Raw genomic sequence first — 18,785 nt, forward strand, 5'->3', positions numbered from 1 at the left:
TCCACGGCAGAAGCCCTACGGCCGCCACGGGACGATCGGCACGGCCGCTACGGCGTCCCGGCCCGGGTCAGCCGAAGACGGCCAGGCTCTTGGCCTTGCCCCGGTGCTCTTCGACGAGCGCGAGGAAACGGCCCTCGGGGTCGAACACGGCCACCGGACCGGCGCCCGCGTACTCCTCGGGGATCTCCAGCCGGACGCCGTTCAGCAGCAGCCGGGCCCGCTTGGCGTCGACCTGCCAGCGCCGGAACGCGGCGCCGGCCGCCTCGGCGATCGGCATCACGGACAGGTCCTGCTGGAGCTGGTCCAGCGTCTTGGCCGCGTCCAGCTTGTAGGGGCCGACCCGGGTGCGGCGCAGCGCGGTGAGATGGCCGCCGACGCCGAGACCGGCGCCCAGGTCGCGGGCGAGGGCACGGATGTAGGTGCCGGAGGAGCAGACCACCGACACCACCAGGTCGAGCACCGGCGTGCCGTCCTCGGCGACCGCGTCCCGCACGTCGTAGACCGCGAAGGAGGAGACGGTCACCGGCCGGGCGGGGATCTCGAACTCCTCGCCCTCGCGGGCCCGCTTGTACGACCGTACGCCGTCGATCTTGATGGCGCTGACCTTGGACGGCACCTGCATGATGTCGCCGGTGAGCCCCGCGATGCCGGCGTCGATGGCGTCCCTGGTCACCTTGGAGGCGTCGGTGGACGAGGTGATCTCGCCCTCGGCGTCGTCGGTGACGGTGGTCTGGCCCAGGCGGATGGTGCCCAGGTACTCCTTCTCGGTGAGCGCCAGGTGCCCGAGGAGCTTGGTGGCGCGCTCGACCCCGAGGACCAGGACGCCGGTCGCCATGGGGTCGAGGGTGCCGGCGTGGCCGACGCGGCGGGTCCTGGCGATCCCGCGCATCTTGGCGACCACGTCGTGCGAAGTGAAGCCCGACGGCTTGTCGACGATGACGAGGCCGTCGGGCGTGGTGTGCTTCTGGGTCATTCGGTGGCGTCGCCGTCCGTGTCGGTCTCGTCGTCCGCCGGCTTGCGGTAGGGGTCGGCACCGGCGGCGTACGTCGCGCCGGTGGCCGCCTCGCGCACCTTCTGGTCGGACTGCCGGGCCTTGTCGAGGAGGTCCTCGATGGTCCGGGCGGTGTCCGGCAGGGCGTCCGCGACGAAGGTCAGGGTGGGGGTGAACTTCACCCCGGCCGCACGGCCGACCTCGGAGCGCAGGATGCCCTTGGCGCTCTCCAGGCCCGCCGCGGCGGCCTGCCGCTCCTCGTCGTCGCCGTAGACCGTGTAGAAGACGGTCGCCTCCCGCAGGTCACCCGTGACCCGGGTGTCCGTGATGGTGACGTGCGAGCCGAGCCGCGGGTCCTTGATCCCGCGCTGCAGCTTCTGGGCCACCACCTCCCGGATGAGGTCCGCCAGCCTTTTCGCCCGCGCGTTGTCGGCCACTGGTCCGTCTCCCGTTCTTTCTTCTTGCTTGCGTTCTGTGGTCTGGTCGTCGTCAGTCTTCTTCGCCGTGGAAGCGGCGTCGGACCGACAGCAGCTCCACCTCGGGGCGCGCGGCGACCAGCCGTTCGCACCGGTCCAGTACGTCGGTGAGGTGCGCCGCGTCGCCGGAGACCACGGCGAGGCCGATGATCGCCCGCCGATGGAGGTTCATGTGGTCCACCTCGGCCGCGCTCACCGCGTACTTCCGCTGGAGCTCGGCGACGATCGGGCGGACGACGGAGCGCTTCTCCTTCAGCGAGTGGACGTCGCCGAGGAGGAGGTCGAAGGACAGGGTCCCCACGTACATGTTCGTGCCGGGTTACCCGCCGGTACGGGATCGATGGCCTGCAGCCACGGTACCCCGTGCCTGCCGGCGGCTCGACCGGGTTTTCCGGTGCTGCCGTGCCGCCCGGAAAACGGCGCGCTGGCCGGCGGGACCGAGATCCCGCCGGCCAGCTTCGGATGCCGTCGGCCGTTACGCCCGCGGCTTCTCGCGCATCTCGTACGTCGCGATGACGTCGTCCACCTTGATGTCGTTGAAGTTTCCGAGGTTGATACCACCCTCGTAGCCTTCGCGGATCTCGGTGACGTCGTCCTTGAAGCGACGCAGGCCCTCGATGGTGAGGTTCTCCGCGACCACCTTGCCGTCGCGGATGAGGCGGGCCTTGGTGTTGCGGCGCACCTCGCCGGACCGGATGAGGACACCGGCGATGTTGCCCAGCTTGGACGACTTGAAGACCTCGCGGATCTCCGCCGTGCCCAGCTCGACCTCTTCGTACTCCGGCTTGAGCATGCCCTTGAGGGCCGCCTCGATCTCCTCGATCGCCTGGTAGATGACCGAGTAGTACCGGACGTCCACGCCCTCGCGCTCCGCCATCTGCGCGGCACGGCCGGCCGCACGGACGTTGAAGCCGATGACGATGGCGTCCGAGCCCATCGCCAGGTCGATGTCGGACTCCGTGACCGCACCGACGCCGCGGTGCAGCACGCGGATGTCGACCTCTTCGCCGACGTCCAGCTGGAGCAGGGAGGACTCCAGGGCCTCGACGGAACCAGAGGCGTCACCCTTGATGATCAGGTTCAGCTGCTGGACCTCGCCGGCCTTGAGCACCTTGTCCAGGTCCTCCAGCGACACACGGCGCGTGCGCTTGGCGAACGCCGCGTTGCGCTCGCGGGCGGCGCGCTTCTCGGCGATCTGACGGGCCGTACGGTCCTCGTCGACCACCAGGAAGTTGTCGCCCGCACCCGGGACGTTGGTCAGGCCCAGGACCTGGACCGGCGTCGACGGACCGGCCTCGGCGACGTTGTTGCCGTTGTCGTCGAGCATGGCGCGGACTCGGCCGTAGGCGTCGCCGACCACCATCGTGTCGCCGACCCGCAGCGTGCCTCGCTGGACGAGGACCGTCGCCACGGCACCGCGGCCGCGGTCGAGGCGGGACTCGATCGAGATGCCCTGCGCGTCCTGGTTCGGGTTGGCCCGCAGGTCGAGCGAGGCGTCGGCCGTGAGGACCACGGCCTCCAGCAGCGAGTCGATGTGCAGACCCTGCTTGGCGGAGATGTCGACGAACATGGTGTCGCCGCCGTACTCCTCGGCCACGAGGCCGTACTCGGTCAGCTGACCGCGCACCTTGGTCGGGTCGGCACCCTCGACGTCGATCTTGTTGACCGCGACCACGATCGGCACGTCGGCCGCCTTGGCGTGGTTGAGCGCCTCGACCGTCTGCGGCATGACGCCGTCGTTGGCCGCGACGACCAGGATCGCGATGTCGGTCGACTTCGCACCGCGGGCACGCATGGCGGTGAACGCCTCGTGACCCGGGGTGTCGATGAAGGTGATCTTGCGCTCTTCGCCGTTGACCTCGGTCGCGACCTGGTAGGCACCGATGTGCTGGGTGATGCCGCCAGCCTCGCCCGCGATGACGTTCGTCTTGCGGATCGCGTCGAGCAGTCGGGTCTTACCGTGGTCGACGTGACCCATGACGGTCACCACCGGCGGACGCACGACCAGGTCCTCGTCGGAGCCCTCGTCCTCACCGAACTCGATGTCGAAGGACTCCAGCAGCTCGCGGTCCTCCTCCTCCGGGCTGACGATCTGAACCGAGTAGTTCATCTCGTCGGCGAGGAGCTGGAGGGTCTCGTCGGAGACGGACTGGGTCGCGGTGACCATCTCGCCGAGGTTCATCATGACCGCGACGAGGGACGCCGGGTTGGCGTTGATCTTCTCCGCGAAGTCGGTGAGCGACGCGCCGCGGGAGAGACGGATGGTCTCGCCGTTGCCGCGCGGCAGCATCACGCCGCCGACGCTCGGGGCCTGCATGGCCTCGTACTCCTGGCGCCGCTGCCGCTTCGACTTGCGGCCACGACGGGCCGGACCGCCGGGACGGCCGAAGGCGCCCTGCGTGCCACCGCGGCCACCGGGACCGCCGGGACGGCCGCCGAAGCCGGGACGGCCACCGCCGCCACCGCCGGGACCACCCGGACGGCCGGCGAAGCCACCGCCGCCGCCACCGGGACCGGCCGGACGGCCGGCGAAACCGCCACCGCCACCGGGACGACCGGCGAAACCGCCGCCGGGACGACCGCCGCCGCCACCGGGACGACCACCGGCACCGGGACCGCGACCGCCGCCACCGGGGCCGGGACGCGGACCGGCGGCAGGACGCTGCGGCATCATGCCGGGGTTCGGACGCGGACCGGCCGGGCCGGGACGCGGGCCGCCCTGCGGGCGGGGCATGCCGGCCGGGGTCGGCCGGGGGCCGCCGGGAGCCTGCGGACGGGGACCGCCGCCCTGGGCGCCGGGCGCCTGCGGACGCGGGGCGCCGCCGGGACCGCCGGGGCCGGGACGCGGGCCGCCCTGCGGGCGCGGGGCCTGCGGGCGGGCCATGCCGGCGTTGCCGCCGGACGTGAAGGGGTTGTTGCCCGGACGCGGACCGGCCGGACGGGCACCCGGACGCGGGGCCTGGCCGCCGGGACGCTGACCGCCCTGACCCGGACGGGACTGCTGGCCCTGGCCCGAGGCCGGACGGGAGCCGCCGGGCTTCGGGGCACCGGGACGGGCACCGCCGGGACGCGGACCCTGTGCGGCCGGAGCCTGCGGGGTCTGCGCGGCCGGGGCGGCCGGCGGAGCGGTGAACTCCGGGGCGGCCGGGGCCGGGCGCGGCGCGGGCTTGGGGCCGGGCACCGGGCGCGGACCCGGGGCCGGCGCGGACGCCGCGGGGCCCGACGGGGCGGCCGGCTGCTGTGCGGCGGGCTGCTGGGCAGCGGGCGCCGTCGGGGGCTTGGGAGCCGCCGCCGGGCGCGGTGCCGGGGCAGCGGGACGTGCCGCCTGCGCCGGGGAGGGCGCGGCGGGCTTGGGGGAGGCCTTGCGCGGGGCGGGCTTCGCGGACTTGCCGCTGCCACCGCCCTGGAAGGCGTCGGTCAGCTTACGTACAACCGGCGCTTCGATGGTCGAAGACGCCGAACGGACGAATTCACCGAGTTCCTGGAGCTTGGCCATGACGACCTTGCTCTCGACACCGAACTCCTTGGCGAGTTCGTATACCCGGACCTTAGCCACTTCGCTCCTTTGAGGTCCGGGTTGAAGCCGGACCGTCGCTAGTTCATGGGCGTACTCATCGCGTACTCATCGAGTGCTCATCGCAATCTCGACCTGCTTTCGACTCGCGAGGTACCAGGCCGTACGGGGTTCCGTACGGCGCGTCTTACGGCGTTGCCTGCTCGGCAACTGTTGTCTGCTCGACGTATCGACGCAACGCCTTTGTGTCGAGCGCTCCCGGGACGCGCAGTGCCCGCGGGAACGCCCGGCGGCGTACCGCCTGGTCGAGACAGACCAGGGCGGGGTGTACATAGGCACCCCGGCCGGGCAGCGTACCGCGAGGATCGGGGACGCATGCATCCTCCATCTTCACGATCCGCAGGAGATCGTTCTTGGCCGCCCGCTCCCGACACCCCACACAGGTGCGTTCAGGGCATGCTCGGGTGTGCGTCCGGCCAGACACGGTTAAGTCTACCTCCCCGTACCGACCTCACCCCTTTGGGGCAAGAATCGAACGGTTGTTGTCGTGATCTCAGCGTCGGGCGGCCGGGATCTATTCCCGGGCCCCGGGCCCGCCGTGCGGCTCCGGGGCTGGTCAGACGCCCTCGGGTGGCTGCGTGGCTACGCTTCGGCCTGCTCGGTGTCTGGCCGGATATCGATCCTCCAGCCGGTGAGGCGGGCCGCGAGGCGGGCGTTCTGGCCCTCCTTGCCGATCGCCAGCGACAGCTGGTAGTCCGGCACGGTCACCCGCGCGGAGCGGGCGGCCAGGTCCACGACCTCCACCTTGCTCACCCGGGCGGGTGACAGGGCGTTGGCGACCATCTCCGCGGGATCGTCCGACCAGTCGACGATGTCGATCTTCTCACCGTTCAGCTCGCCCATCACGTTGCGCACCCGGCCGCCCATGGGACCGATGCAGGCGCCCTTGGCGTTCAGGCCCGAACGGGTGGACCGTACGGCGATCTTGGTGCGGTGACCGGCCTCACGGGCGATCGCGGCGATCTCCACCGAGCCGTCGGCGATCTCCGGCACCTCCAGGGCGAAGAGCTTCTTCACCAGGTTCGGGTGGGTGCGCGAGAGGGTCACCGACGGGCCGCGCACGCCCTTGGCCACGCGGACGACGTACGACCGCAGGCGCATGCCGTGCGGGTAGGTCTCGCCGGGCACCTGCTCCTGCACCGGCAGGATGGCCTCCAGCTTGCCGATGTCCACGAGCACGTTCTTCGGGTCGCGGCCCTGCTGGACCACGCCGGTGACGATGTCGCCCTCGCGGCCGGCGTACTCGCCGAGCGTCGCGTCGTCCTCGGCGTCGCGCAGCCGCTGCAGGATCACCTGCTTGGCGGTGGTGGCGGCGATACGGCCGAAACCGGACGGGGTGTCGTCGAACTCGCGGGGCGCCTGGCCCTCGGCGAGGTCCTCGGGGTCCTCCTTCGCCCACACGGTCACATGCCCGGTCTCCCGGTTGAGCTCCACGCGCGCGTGTCGGCGGCTTCCCTCGGTGCGGTGGTAGGCGATGAGGAGGGCCGACTCGATCGCCTCGACCAGCAGGTCGAAGGAGATCTCCTTCTCCCGGACCAAACCCCGCAGGGCGCTCATGTCGATGTCCACGGCTACGCCTCCTCCTCTTCCTTCATGTCCTTCTTGCTGTCCTTGCGGTTGAACTCGACCTGCACGCGCGCCTTGGCGATCTCCGGGAAGCCGAGTCTGCGGGTGGTGGCCTTGCGGCCCTTCACCCCGGGCACCTCCACGCCGATGCCCTCGTCGTCGACCTCCAGGATCCGCGCGACCAGCTCGCCGCCCTCCGTGAGCTGGAACTTCACCAGCCGGTCGGTGGCGCGCACGAAGTGCCGGTGCTCGGTGAGGAGGCGCTCCGCGCCGGGGGTGCCGACCTCCAGGTCGTACGCGTCCTCGCCCATCGCGTTCGTCTCGTCCAGCTTCGCCGAGAGCGCGCGGCTCACATCGGCGATCCGGTCCAGGTCCGCTCCGGTGTCGGAGTCGACCACGACGCGCAGCACCCGCTTGCGTCCTACGGAGTCCACGGCGATCTCTTCGAGATCCAGCCCATGGGAGGTGACGAGCGGTTCCAGCAGCTCTCGCAGCCTCTCGCTCTGGGTGGTGCTCATCCGGGTGACTCCTCGGCCGCGTGTGCTGTTGTGGGATGGGTCGCGTGTCTGGTCAAAGGGTACTGCCTCCGGCGGGGGGTGCTTCGCAGCGGAGCCCCGGGCCGCGTGCCGACACGGCCGCGTGCCCTCGGGTGGGTCCGGGTGGGTCCGGGTGGGTCCGCTGAGCCGGTGACATGCGGCGGGCGCTCGCGCGGGTACCGTGATCAACGGCGGGCGCCGTTCCCGCCCGTGTGTTCGTACGAGCCCCCCGAGGACGTCAGCCGTGCCGTACCCCCCGCCGTCGCGCATCCCCTCGGGGCCGCGCAGAAGAACCCTGCTCGCCTCGGCCGCCGGCGCCACCCTGCTGGCCGGCTGTTCGGCCGGTGCGGACTCCGGCGACGACGGCCCGTCGGCCGGCGCGCGGGCACGCGCGCGTGCGGCGCGGGACAGCCGGGGGCTGCTGGCGCGCTACGACGCCGTGCTCGCCGCGCATCCCGCCCTGGCGGACCGGCTGCGTCCGCTGCGGGCGCAGGTCGCGGCGCACGCGGCGGCGTTCGAGGACGGTACGACGCCCACGCCCACGCCTGCGGCGTCGCGGTCCTCGGCCGCGCCCGCCCCCGTGCCCGCCGCCGAGAAGGACGCCCTGGCCCAGCTGGCCGCCGCCGAGCGCGCCCTGGCCGACCGGCGGGCCAAGGACCTGCTGGAGGTGCCGGGCGAGCCGGCGCGGCTGCTGGCGTCCGTCGCGGCGGCCGGGGCGGCGCACGCGTACCTGCTGACGGAGGGAGCCCGGTGAACGAGGAGGCACAGCAGGCCGAGGTGACCGCGCTCCAGGCGGCGCTGGCGGCGGAGCACGCGGCGGTGTACGGCTACGGGGTCGTCGGCGGGCGGATCGGCGAGCGGCGCCGGGCCGAGGCGCGGACGGCGTACGACGCGCACCGGGCGCGCCGGGACGCGCTGGTGCGCGCGGTGCGGGACCTGGGCGCCGCCCCGGTCGCCGCGAGCGCCGCGTACGAGCTGCCGTTCCCGGTCGGGGACGGGGCGTCGGCGCTGCGGCTGGCCGCGCGGCTGGAGGAGCGGCTGGCCGGGGTCTACTCGGATGTGGTGCGCGCGGCGACCGGCGCGCGGCGGGCCGACGCGGCCGCGGCGCTGCGGGAGGCCGCGGTGCGGGCGGTGCGCTGGAGCGGGGAGAGCGTAGCCTTCCCTGGGCTCGCCGAACGGTCCGGTGAACGGGCCGACGAGCGGAGCGGCGCGGCCGGCACGACCCCGTCGGGCTCCGCGTCCGCCACGTCCGCCACGGCTCCGGCGAGGCGCTGAGGCATCGGCAGGAGGCCCGTACGCCCATCGCAGGACGGACCGGGAGCCGACAAGGACCCACAGGAAGGGAACGACTCGCGCATGGCTTGGGAAGCGCCGCCGCGCCTGGTACGGGCGCTCGGTGAGACGGCACCGGCCGGGGACGACTGGCTGACGCGGCTGCCCGCGGTGGCCGAGGAGGCCGTCGCCCGGCGCGGGTTGACCGTCGAGCGGGTGCAGGTGCCGGGCGGACGCAGCAGCCTGGTGGTGCTGGTACGGCGGCCGGACGGCACCCCGGCCGTGCTGAAGCTGGCACCGCCCCGGGCCCGCCCGGAGAGCGAGCGGGCCGCGCTGGCGCACTGGGCCGGGCTGGGCGCCGTACAACTGCTGGAGGACGGCGCCCAGGACGGTGCGCTGCTGCTGGAGCGGCTGCATCCGGATGTGTCGGTGCGTTCGCTGCCGGAGGCGAAGGCGCTGCTGGAAGCGGCGGGGACGCTGCGCAGGCTGTGGGTGGAGCCGCCGGCCGGGCACGCCTTCGAGACCGTCGCCGAGCGCACCGGGCGGCAGGCCGCGGCCATGCGGGCGAGCGCCGGGGCGGAGCCCGAGGTGGCCCCGCTGGTGGAGGCGGCGCTGGCCGCCCGTGAGGAGTTGCTGGCCACACCGCCGGAGGACCGGCTGCTGCACGGCACGTTCCGGCAGAGCAAGGTGCTCTCGGGCGAGCGGATGCCGTGGCTCGCGGTGGGTCCGGACCCGGTGGTCGGCGAGAGCGCCTTCGATCTGGCGCGGCTGGTGCGGGACCGGGTGGAGGACCTGATCGCGCAGCCGTCCGGCCCGGCCACCACCCGGCGCCGGATCAAACGGCTCGCGGAGTCGCTGGAGGTGGACCAGGACCGGCTGCGCGGCTGGACACTGTTCCGGGCGGTCGAGTCGGGCGTGCGGGCGCTGCGCGTGGGCCGACCCACGGACGCGGAACTGCTGCTGGAGTTCGCGGGCTGGCTGTAGCCAGGGCCGACCGCCCGTAGCCACGACTGGCGGTGGCGACGGCTGGCCGCAGCCACGACCGACCGTGGCAACGGCCGGCCGCAGCGGCGGCCGACCTCGGTGACGACTGTCCCGAGAGACCACCGGCCACGACCACCACCGACCGCAACGACGGCCGACCCGAGCGGCGACCGACCGCGACGACGACCGGCCCGGCGATGACTGTCCGCGGCCACCACCGACCGCAGCTGCTGCCTGGTCAAACGGCCGGCCCTGGGGCGACTGGCCGCTGCGCTTGCTGCCCGGAGTGGCGACGCGCCGTGGCGGCGGCCGGCTGCGACGACCGGCCGGGGAGGAGGGGGCTGTGGTGACGTCTGCCTGGATCGGCGGCCGGCTGTGGCGCCGCCCCCGGGGGAAAGTCCCCGGGGGCGGCGTCGGCAGGTCAGGCGATCCGGTGGGCCAGGGGTCAGGCCGTCAGGCCGTCAGGCCGTCAGGCCGTCAGGCCGTCAGGCCGTCAGGCCGTCAGGCCGTCAGGCCGTCAGGCCGTCAGGCCGTCAGGCCGTCAGGCCGTCAGGCCGTCAGGCCGTCAGGCGGGTGATCGCTTCCTCGACCGTCAGTTCCTCGCGCTCGCCGGTCTTGCGGTCCTTCAGCTCCAGCACGCCCTCGGCGGCGCGGCGGCCGGCCACCAGGATCTGGGGCACGCCGATCAGCTCGGAGTCGGTGAACTTCACGCCCGGGGAGACCCCGGCCCGGTCGTCCACCAGGACGCGGACGCCCGCGTCGGCGAGCTTCCCGGCGACATCCAGCGCCAGCTCGGTCTGGAGCGCCTTGCCGGCGGCGACCACGTGCACGTCGGCCGGGGCGATCTCCTTGGGCCACACCAGGCCCTTGTCGTCGGCGGTCTGCTCGGCGAGCGCGGCGACGGCGCGGGAGACGCCGATGCCGTAGGAGCCCATGGTGACGCGGACCGGCTTGCCGTTCTGACCGAGGACGTCCAGCTTGAGGGCGTCGGTGTACTTGCGGCCCAGCTGGAAGATGTGGCCGATCTCGATGGCGCGGTCCAGCTTCAGGCCGGTGCCGCACTGCGGGCAGGGGTCGCCGTCCTGGACCACCACGACGTCCACGTACTCGTCGACCTCGAAGTCACGGCCGGCGACGACGTTCTTCGCGTGCGTGTGCTCCTTGTTGGCGCCGGTGATCCAGGCGGTGCCGGGGGCCACGCGCGGGTCGGCGATGTACTTGACCTTCTCGCCCAGGCCCTGCGGGCCGACGTAGCCGCGGACCAGCTCGGGGTGGGCGGCGAAGTCGGTCTCGGTGACCATCTCCACGGCGGCCGGGGCGAAGTGCGCCTCGACCTTGTCCAGGTCCACCTCGCGGTCCCCGGGCACGCCCACGGCGACGATCTCGCCGTCCACCTTGACCAGCAGGTTCTTCAGCGTGGCGGAGGCGGGGACGCCGAGCGAGGCGGCCAGCGTCTCGATGGTCGGGGTGTCGGGGGTGGGGATCTCCTCCAGCGCGGGTACGGCGGAGCCGTCCACCGGCGTGAGCTGGTAGGTGATCGCCTCGGTGTTGGCGGCGAAGTCGCAGTTCGGGCAGTCCGCGAAGGTGTCCTCGCCGGCCTCCGCCGGGGCGAGGAACTCCTCGGACTTGGAGCCGCCCATGGCGCCGGCGGTGGCCGCGCAGATGCGGTAGTCGAGGCCGAGGCGGGCGAAGATCCGCTGGTAGGCCTCGCGGTGCAGGGCGTAGGAGGCGCCGAGGCCGTCGTCGTCCAGGTCGAAGGAGTACGAGTCCTTCATCAGGAACTCGCGGCCGCGCAGGATGCCGGCGCGGGGGCGGGCCTCGTCGCGGAACTTGGTCTGGATCTGGTAGAGGATCACCGGCAGGTCCTTGTAGGACGTGCACTGGTCCTTGACCAGGAGGGTGAAGATCTCCTCGTGGGTGGGGCCGAGGAGGTAGTCGCCGCCCTTGCGGTCCTTGAGCCGGAACAGCTCCTGGCCGTACTCGTCCCAGCGGCCGGTCGCCTCGTAGGGCTCGCGGGGCAGCAGGGCGGGCAGGGTGACCTCCTGGGCGCCGATGGCGTCCATCTCCTCGCGGACGACGCGTTCGACGTTCGCGAGGACCTTCTTGCCCAGGGGCAGCCAGCTCCAGATGCCGGCCGCCGTGCGGCGGACGTAGCCGGCGCGGACGAGGAGCTTGTGGCTGAGGACCTCGGCGTCCGCCGGGTCGTCGCGCAGCGTCTTCGCCATCAACTGGGACATGCGCTGGACCGGTGCCTTGGCCATGGTTCTCGTACTCCTGCCGGATAAAGGTGGTGGCAAGGAGGTTATCCGGGCCGCCCGTGCCGGTGGAAATCGGTTAGCGCCTGCGCAGCGGCAGCGGGGCGCCCATCACGGCGTAGGGACGGGGTGCGCTCGGGAAGTGCACCTGCCGGGCGAGGTCGGTGTAGCCGAGGGAGTGGTACAGGCCGCGGGCGGGGCTGTCGATGTCGATCGCGGACAGGATCGAGCGGGGCTCGTCGGCGGTGTCGGTGATGGTCGTGATCAGCTTCCGGCCGATGCCCCGGTTCTGGTGGTCGGGGTGAACGTGCAGTTCGGTGATGACGAAGGAGTCGTCCAGCCAGAAGTCGTTGCCGCCCGCGCGCAGATAGGGCTCCACGACGGTGGACCACCAGTGGGTACGGCTGTTGGGCATGCCGTACACGAAGCCGACGAGCCGGCCGCGGGAGGTCGCGCCGTAGGCTCTCGCGCCCTGGTACTGCATGTGGCGCTGGACGATCTGCCGGCGTACGGCGACCTCCTCCGGTCCCAGACCGAAGGCGAGGGCTTGGACGGCCAACGCCTCGTCGACGTGGGCGGTGAGGTCCAGGGGGCCGATCACTGGGTCCATGCGGGGAGCGTACAGGGGCGTCAGAAGAGCACACTCATGAAGGCGCCCACCTCTTCGAAGCCCACGCGCCGGTACGTCCTTCTCGCCGCCGTGTTGAAGTCGTTGACGTAGAGGCTCGCCACGGGGGCGAAGTCCGCGAGGGCGTAGCGCAGCACGGCGGCCATGCCGGGGACCGCCAGGCCCCTGCCCCGGTACTCGGGGGCCACCCACACGCCCTGGATCTGGCAGGCCTGGGGGGTGGCGGCGCCGATCTCCGCCTTGAACACCACCCGGCCCTGCTCGTCCACGCGGGCGAAGGAGCGGCCGGAGCCGACGAGTTCGGCGACCCGGGCCTGGTAGAGCAGCCCGCCGTCGCCGGACAGCGGGGAGACGCCGACCTCCTCGGTGAACATCGCCACGCACGCCGGCATGATCGTCTCCATCTCGTCCTTGCGGACGCGGCGGACGTACGGATCGGGGGCGATGTCGTCGGGCATGCGGTCGGTGACCATCAGCGGCTGGTGGGCGCGGACCTCCCGGGCCGGACCCCAGTGCGGCTCCAGCAGCCGCCACAGTCCGGCGGTGGCGTCGGCGGGCCCGACGATGGAGGAGCAGCGGCGCCCGGCCCGGCGGGCGCGGTCGGCGAAGGCGCGCACGGCGCGCGGGGTGGCGCAGACGGGGACGAGGTTCGCGCCCGCGTAGCACAGGGACGTGAGCATGCCGTCCTCGTACCAGCCCCACATCTCGCCGCCGAGCCGCCAGGGGTCCAGGCCGGCGACCCGGACCCTGGACGTCACGAAGGCGTTGGCAACCGGCTCACGGTCGAGCACGGCGAGCGCCGCGTCCAGGTCATTCGGTTCCAGGACCCGGGTGGTGGTCTGGGTCAACACTACGGGGCCTCACGGTGGGGTTCTGCTGGTCCCGGCACTGTACCCCGGGTGCCCGCGAAGCGCTCCCCACCGGTCTCGGACCGACCCGCGGCAGTCCTCCCGGGTCTCGGCTGGAGCAGGTCAGGCGCCGTCCGCGCGCCGGAGAAGCGCGCCGTGACCGCCCGGCGCTCGCCGACGAGTGGAGGCGGACGGTCTGCCGTCCCGGTCGCCGCCCGGGACATCGGATCGGCTCACCCGATAATCGTGGTTGTGATCAATGGGCACCTGCGCGTGGTACTGGCCGAGGACTCCGTCGTTCTGCGGGACGGGATGGTCGAGTTGCTCGGCGCCCGCGGATGCGAGGTCGTGGCCACCGCCGGGACGGCGCCGGAGCTGCTCGCCGCGGTGGCCGAGCACCGGCCCGACGTAGCGGTGGTGGACATCCGCATGCCGCCCACGCACACCGACGAAGGCATTCGCGCCGCCGTCGAGATCCGTGCGAGGACCGCCGGGGTCGGCATCCTCGTCTTCTCGCAGCACGTGGAGGCGGCCTGGGCCTCCCGGCTGCTGGCGGACGGAGCGGCGGGCATCGGGTACCTGCTGAAGGAACGTGTCGCCCGCACCAGCGAGTTCGTCGACGCTCTGCACCGTGTCGCCGACGGAGGCACGGTGCTCGATCCGGAAGTGGTCACGCAGCTGATGCGGGGCGGCCGGCGCAGGCGGGTGGACACCCTGACCCCGCGCGAGCGCGACGTGCTGGAGCTGATGGCACAAGGCCACTCCAACCGCTCCATCGCCGCACTGCTGGTGGTGTCGGAGCGGGCGGTGGAGAAGCACGTCGCCGCCGTCTTCACCAAGTTCGGCCTGCGGGCGAGCGACGCCGACAACCGTCGAGTGAAGGCTGTCCTCAACTACCTGGCCGAAACGGTAAGTTGACGCTCATCGCAGACGTGCGGGCAGCTCGGCGACGACCATGGTGGGTCCGCCGGGCGGGCTGTCGACCCGCAGGACGCCGTCCACCGCCGCGAGCCGTTCGGCCAGGCCTGTCAGGCCGGTACCGGCGCCGAGCGCCGCACCGCCGCGGCCGTCGTCGCGCACGCTGAGGCGCACCCGGTCGTCCGCCGCGCTCACGGTGAGTTCGGCCGAGCGGGCACCGCTGTGCTTGGCGATGTTGGTGAGGAGCTCGGCGGCGCAGAAGTAGACGACCCGTTCGACCACTTGGTGCGGGCGTTCTGCCAGGTCCAGGCGGATGGTGACCGGCACCGGCGAGGTGGCGGTGAGGCCCGGCAACGCCTCGCCGAGGCCGCCGTCCAGTGCCACCGGGTGGATCCCCCGGGTCAGCCGCCGCAGTTCGGTGATCGCGTCGTCGGTCTGGCCGCGGGCGCGGTTCATCAGGGTGCGCAGCCGCCCGAGGTCCGGACCGGAGGGGGGCGCGAGCGCGTCTTCGGCCAGCGAGAGGGTGATGGCCAGGGCGACCAGCCGGGCCTGGGTGCCGTCGTGCAGGTCACGCTCCAGGCGGCGGAGCTGGTCGGTGTTGTCCGCGAGCAGGGTGGCGCGGGCCGTCTCCAGCTCCCGGACACGCTGCTGGGCACGGGCCGGGCCGAGCAGCAGCCGGGCGAGCCGGCGGTTCGCTCCGTTCAGCGCCCTGATCGCGCCGGGCACCGCGGACAGCACCACCAGGCCCAGCACGACGGACACCGCGTCCAGCCAGGTGGCCGGCCGCGCGCCGCCCCCCAGGCGGATCCAGAGCGGAAAGCTGGCCAGCCAGCCGCAGCCGAGGGGAAGCGCCACGGCGATGGCGAAGCCGAGCACGCCGAGCGGCAAGCGCAGCACCAGATAGAGCAGCGCCCGCCAGGCGACGGGATCGGTCAGCACGACACGGCCACGGGCGTACACGCCCGCCGGGCGGGGCAGCCTGGCCGGCGCCTCGACGTACTCGCCGAGCAACCGGCCGACCAGCCACCGGTGCAGCGCGCCCAGACGACGCGCGCCCAGCAGCGCGACGACCACGAACGGCAGGCCGACCACGGTGAGCGAGAGCAGCGCTCCCGCGTACAGGGCGGCCAGTGCGTAGCCGCCGCCGAGGAGTGCGCACGGCAGCCCGACGATCGCGAAGGCCCATTCGCCGCCCCGGGCGGACAGGTATCGCCGCTGCTCGACCACCTCCGACGCGGGGCATCTCGGTCGCTCCGCCCCGGTCGGGTGACTGCGCCGGGCCGACGGGCGGCGTGCCCGCCAGGCTCCGAGGACCGTGCGGGTGCGCGCCCGCGGGCGGGACGTGCCCTCGGCGGCCGGCTCGTCGCCGCGTTCAGTCACGGTCACCGCTCACCAGTTCCGCCGCCGGACCCCGAACCGCTCGCAGGCCGGTGGCCAGGACGGCCAGGACGGTCAGCGCCGTCGCGCCCGCGACGATGTACCAGGAGGCGGCCACCGGGACGGACGCACCACCGAGCCGGTCGTCGCCGTGCTGAACGCCGCCGACGCGGCTCCCGCGACCGCCGCGCCGAGCAGGACGCCCACCGCCGTGGTCAGCGCCGCCTCCGCGGTCAGCATGCGCATCAGCTGCCACCGGTGCGCGCCGACCAGGCGCAGCAGCGCGAACTCGCGGCGCCGTTCGGCGGTCACGGCGACCAGGGTGTTCACGGTCGATACGGCGGCGAAGCAGGTCAGCAGCGCCACCTCGGCCTGGCGCAGCCAGACGTCCGTGGCGGAGGTGACACCGGTGGCCGTCGCCCGCGTGGCGTGCCCGGCGGTGTGCGTCATGATCAGCATGGTGCCGGACAGCCCCACGAGCAGCGCGACCGGCACCACCGCGGACGACAACCGCCGCGCGTAGCCGCGCAGGTTGGCGTGGGCCAGCCACCCCGCACCGGGCGCCAGAGCCCGTACCGGCGCCCCCAGGACGGCCACCAGGAGCCGCACCGCGAGCGGTCCCAGCAGGGCCACCGCGACCAGCAGGACCAGCGCGGCGAGCAGCGCCGCCTGCCCCGCCTTGTCCGTCTCCTCCGCCGGCCGCGTCGCGGCCAGCCGCAGCAGCAGGCCGCCGCCCACCAGCGCGCCGATACCGGCGAGCAGACGGGGTGCGCCCGCCCGTCCGTGCTCGGTCGAACCGGCGGTGAGGGCGGCCGCGGGCGCCATCCGGGAGATCCGCCGGGCCGCGACGGCCGAGGCCGCCAGGCCGACGGCGAGTACGGCGGCCAGGGCGACCAGCATCGGTACCGGTGTCCCCGGCACCCGCATGCCCGGTGCCGCCAGCCCCAGCCGTCGTAGCTCGGCGAGGAAGCGACGGGCCGCGGCCCCGCCCACGGCCCAGCCGGGCAAGGCCACCAGCAACGTGGTCGTGACGACCTGGCCGCGTACCAGCCGCCGGGTCTGACGGGGCGTTGCCGCGACGGTGCGCAGCAGAGCCAGTTCGCGGTGCTGCTGACGCAGAGCGAAACCCAGCGCGTTGACCACGACGAAGAACGCCACCAGGACGGCGATCTCACCGAAGGCTCCGGCGATCACCGCCACTCCCGGCCCTGTGGCCGCCCTCCGGGCGGACGCGGACGCGGTGACATCGGCGGCGAGCAGAGAGCCGAACAGCGTCACGGTGGCGATCGCGAGGAACAGCGCGACCGCCAGACCGACGAAGGCAGCCGGACGCCGGCGCATCTGCCCGAGGGCGACCGGGACCATCGCACTCACCCGCCCAGCCGGCTCAGGCGCTCGCCGACGAGGGCGGCGGTGGGCCGGTCCAGCTCGTCCACCACGAGGCCGTCGGCAAGCAGCAGTACCCGGTCCGCGTATCCGGCGGCAACCGGATCGTGGGTCACCATCACGCAGGTACGGCCCTCCTGGTCCACGCCGGCGCGCAGCAGGGCGAGGATCTCGTGGCCGGTGGCGCGGTCGAGGGCGCCGGTCGGCTCGTCGACGAAGAGCACCCGGGGGCGGGAGACCAGCGCCCGGGCGATCGCCACCCGCTGCTGCTGCCCACCGGACAACTGCCCGGGCCGGTGCCGCTCCCGTCCGGCCAGTCCGACCCGCTCCAGCGCGTCCAGAACCCGGCCCCGCTCAGGCCGCTCACCGGCCAGCCGGCCGGGAAGCTCGACGTTCTGCGCGACCGTCATCGCCGGCATCAGATTGAACGCCTGGAAAACGAATCCGACCCGGCTGCGCCGAAGTGTCGCCAGCCGCCGCTCGGGCAGCCGGGAAACCTCGACGCCACCCCACCGGACAGAGCCCCGAGTGGGCCGGTCCATCCCCGCGAGGCAGTGCAGCAAGGTGGTCTTGCCGGAGCCCGACGGTCCCATCACCGCCGTGAACGTACCGGGCGCAAAGGCCACCGACACCCCTCGCAACGCCCGTACGGCGGCCGTACCGCGCCCGTACTCACGGTGCAGGTCTTCCGCCCGAACGGCGATTCCCGCCTCGACATCCGTCACCATCTCAGCCATGCCCCTCATCCTCGGCGGACGCGGCGCGGCGGTCGATCGTGCCCACCCCCGGACCAGGGGTTCGGGAAACCGAACCCCGCTCGTCGGCAGGGGTGCGGGCCCCGACGGCTGCGAGTGACCGCCGGACGGATGCCTTGCCCCGGCGAGGGCGGACGGATGCTTTGCCCCGACGACGGCCGGGGAAGCCTGGCCCTGGCGACGGCGGAGGGAGACCTTGCCCCGGCGACGACCGGGGGATGCCCTGTCCCGGCGAAGGCGGACGGAGGCCTTGCCCCGGCAACGGCCGGGGAAGCCTGGTCCCAGCGAGGGCGGGGGATGCTTCGCCCCGGCGAAGGCGGGGGGATGTTTCGCCTCGGCGACAGCCGAGGAGCCCTGGTCCCGGCGAGAGCCAAGGGAGGCCTTGCCTCGGCGTCGGCGGGGCGCGGGCGATGGTCGTCGGGGGCCTCAAGCGTCGCGGGGGCCGGTCGCGGAACGGGGTCGCCTGTGCTGGTGGGCGACCGTGAGGACGGGGGTCGAGCAGGGGGGAGCCGGGAGACGTCGTCGGGGTTCCGCCGGTGACGACGCCCGAACCGTGCCCCGGTCCCGTCACCGAGTGGTGACGGGACTCACAGCGCGAGTACGGGGGTCAGCCCGCCACCGACACCGACGGCTCGCCGGAGGTCACGCCGTCCTTCTCCATCTGCTCGGCCAGCTTCATGGCCTCCTCGATGAGGGTTTCCACGATCTTGGACTCGGGGACCGTCTTGATGACCTCGCCCTTGACGAAGATCTGGCCCTTGCCGTTGCCGGAGGCCACGCCGAGGTCGGCCTCGCGGGCCTCGCCGGGGCCGTTGACGACGCAGCCCATGACGGCGACGCGGAGGGGGACCTCCATGCCGGTCAGGCCCGCGGTGACCTCTTCGGCGAGCTTGTAGACGTCGACCTGGGCCCGGCCGCAGGACGGGCAGGAGACGATCTCCAGGCCGCGCTGGCGCAGGTTCAGGGATTCCAGGATCTGGATACCGACCTTGATCTCCTCCACGGGCGGGGCCGAGAGGGACACGCGGATGGTGTCGCCGATGCCCTGGCTCAGCAGTGCGCCGAAGGCGACCGCGGACTTGATCGTGCCCTGGAAGGCGGGGCCGGCCTCGGTCACGCCGAGGTGCAGCGGGTAGTCGCAACTCTCGGCGAGCTGGCGGTAGGCCTCGATCATGACGACCGGGTCGTTGTGCTTGACGGAGATCTTGATGTCCCGGAA

At 73.2% G+C, this 18,785-nt stretch carries 18 protein-coding genes; 4 read left to right on the top strand and 14 right to left on the bottom strand.

Going from position 1 to position 18,785, the window contains the following annotated elements; translation table 11 throughout:
- Positions 1-67 precede the first annotated feature (67 nt).
- The 7 genes from truB to rimP form a co-directional block, all read right to left on the bottom strand.
- Positions 68-973 (bottom strand): tRNA pseudouridine(55) synthase TruB, encoded by a 906-nt coding sequence (truB, locus tag ABD350_RS04790; RefSeq protein WP_344346457.1) that lies wholly within the window; start codon positions 971-973, stop codon positions 68-70.
- A complete protein-coding gene (gene rbfA / locus ABD350_RS04795; protein WP_344346458.1) occupies positions 970-1,428 on the bottom strand; it encodes a 30S ribosome-binding factor RbfA in 459 nt (152 codons plus the stop codon). Before rbfA ends, truB begins: the two co-directional genes overlap by 4 nt.
- 52 nt (positions 1,429-1,480) lie before the next feature.
- Positions 1,481-1,774: a DUF503 domain-containing protein gene (locus ABD350_RS04800; protein WP_344346459.1), complete on the bottom strand. Its 294-nt coding sequence runs from the start codon at positions 1,772-1,774 to the stop codon at positions 1,481-1,483.
- 168 nt (positions 1,775-1,942) lie between these two features.
- Entirely contained in the window at positions 1,943-5,023 is a 3,081-nt protein-coding gene (infB, locus tag ABD350_RS04805) for a translation initiation factor IF-2 (RefSeq protein WP_344346460.1), read from the bottom strand.
- 145 nt (positions 5,024-5,168) lie between these two features.
- On the bottom strand, positions 5,169-5,465 hold the full coding sequence (locus ABD350_RS04810; protein ID WP_344346461.1) for a YlxR family protein: 297 nt from the start codon (positions 5,463-5,465) through the stop codon (positions 5,169-5,171).
- A gap of 158 nt (positions 5,466-5,623) precedes the next feature.
- Positions 5,624-6,610 (bottom strand): transcription termination factor NusA, encoded by a 987-nt coding sequence (nusA, locus tag ABD350_RS04815; RefSeq protein ID WP_344346462.1) that lies wholly within the window; start codon positions 6,608-6,610, stop codon positions 5,624-5,626.
- 2 nt (positions 6,611-6,612) lie between these two features.
- Entirely contained in the window at positions 6,613-7,125 is a 513-nt protein-coding gene (gene rimP, locus ABD350_RS04820; RefSeq protein ID WP_344346463.1) for a ribosome maturation factor RimP, read from the bottom strand.
- 262 nt (positions 7,126-7,387) lie between these two features.
- On the opposite strand from rimP, the gene ABD350_RS04825 reads away from it, so the two are divergent.
- The 3 genes from ABD350_RS04825 to ABD350_RS04835 all read left to right on the top strand — a co-directional run bounded on the left by ABD350_RS04825 (position 7,388) and on the right by ABD350_RS04835 (position 9,399).
- A complete protein-coding gene (locus ABD350_RS04825; protein ID WP_344346464.1) occupies positions 7,388-7,897 on the top strand; it encodes a hypothetical protein in 510 nt (169 codons plus the stop codon).
- Positions 7,894-8,418, top strand: coding sequence for a ferritin-like domain-containing protein (locus ABD350_RS04830; protein WP_344346465.1), 525 nt, complete (start codon positions 7,894-7,896; stop codon positions 8,416-8,418). The genes ABD350_RS04825 and ABD350_RS04830 overlap by 4 nt, the downstream gene beginning before the upstream one ends.
- 81 nt (positions 8,419-8,499) lie before the next feature.
- Positions 8,500-9,399: an aminoglycoside phosphotransferase family protein gene (locus tag ABD350_RS04835; RefSeq protein ID WP_344346466.1), complete on the top strand. Its 900-nt coding sequence runs from the start codon at positions 8,500-8,502 to the stop codon at positions 9,397-9,399.
- Positions 9,400-9,956: 557 nt separating this feature from the next.
- Here the strand turns inward: ABD350_RS04835 and ABD350_RS04840 are convergent.
- The 3 genes from ABD350_RS04840 to ABD350_RS04855 form a co-directional block, all read right to left on the bottom strand.
- A complete protein-coding gene (locus ABD350_RS04840) occupies positions 9,957-11,660 on the bottom strand; it encodes a proline--tRNA ligase (protein WP_344346467.1) in 1,704 nt (567 codons plus the stop codon).
- Between the two features lie 73 nt (positions 11,661-11,733).
- Positions 11,734-12,264 carry a GNAT family N-acetyltransferase gene (locus tag ABD350_RS04850; RefSeq protein ID WP_382467070.1) on the bottom strand — a complete coding sequence of 177 codons (531 nt, stop codon included), beginning with the start codon at positions 12,262-12,264 and terminating at the stop codon, positions 11,734-11,736.
- 20 nt (positions 12,265-12,284) lie between these two features.
- Positions 12,285-13,133: a GNAT family N-acetyltransferase gene (locus ABD350_RS04855; RefSeq protein WP_344346468.1), complete on the bottom strand. Its 849-nt coding sequence runs from the start codon at positions 13,131-13,133 to the stop codon at positions 12,285-12,287.
- 249 nt (positions 13,134-13,382) lie between these two features.
- Between ABD350_RS04855 and ABD350_RS04860 the strand changes: the two genes are divergently transcribed.
- Entirely contained in the window at positions 13,383-14,048 is a 666-nt protein-coding gene (locus ABD350_RS04860; RefSeq protein ID WP_344346469.1) for a response regulator, read from the top strand.
- Positions 14,049-14,051: 3 nt separating this feature from the next.
- Here ABD350_RS04860 and ABD350_RS04865 read toward each other — a convergent pair whose 3' ends face one another.
- From ABD350_RS04865 to ABD350_RS04880, 4 genes are all read right to left on the bottom strand, one after another.
- Complete coding sequence (locus ABD350_RS04865; protein ID WP_344346477.1) at positions 14,052-15,275, bottom strand: sensor histidine kinase; 1,224 nt, start codon at positions 15,273-15,275, stop codon at positions 14,052-14,054.
- 225 nt (positions 15,276-15,500) lie between these two features.
- The gene (locus tag ABD350_RS04870; RefSeq protein ID WP_344346471.1) at positions 15,501-16,790 is read right to left on the bottom strand and encodes an FtsX-like permease family protein; all 1,290 of its coding nucleotides are present in this window, start codon (positions 16,788-16,790) and stop codon (positions 15,501-15,503) included.
- 5 nt (positions 16,791-16,795) lie between these two features.
- Positions 16,796-17,548: an ABC transporter ATP-binding protein gene (locus tag ABD350_RS04875; protein WP_344346472.1), complete on the bottom strand. Its 753-nt coding sequence runs from the start codon at positions 17,546-17,548 to the stop codon at positions 16,796-16,798.
- 625 nt (positions 17,549-18,173) lie between these two features.
- Positions 18,174-18,785 (bottom strand): flavodoxin-dependent (E)-4-hydroxy-3-methylbut-2-enyl-diphosphate synthase (locus ABD350_RS04880; RefSeq protein WP_344346473.1); only part of this gene is annotated, 612 nt, incomplete at its 5' end.

The organism is Streptomyces nogalater, from assembly GCF_039532885.1.
In the GTDB taxonomy this organism is placed as follows: Bacteria; Actinomycetota; Actinomycetes; order Streptomycetales; family Streptomycetaceae; genus Streptomyces; species Streptomyces nogalater.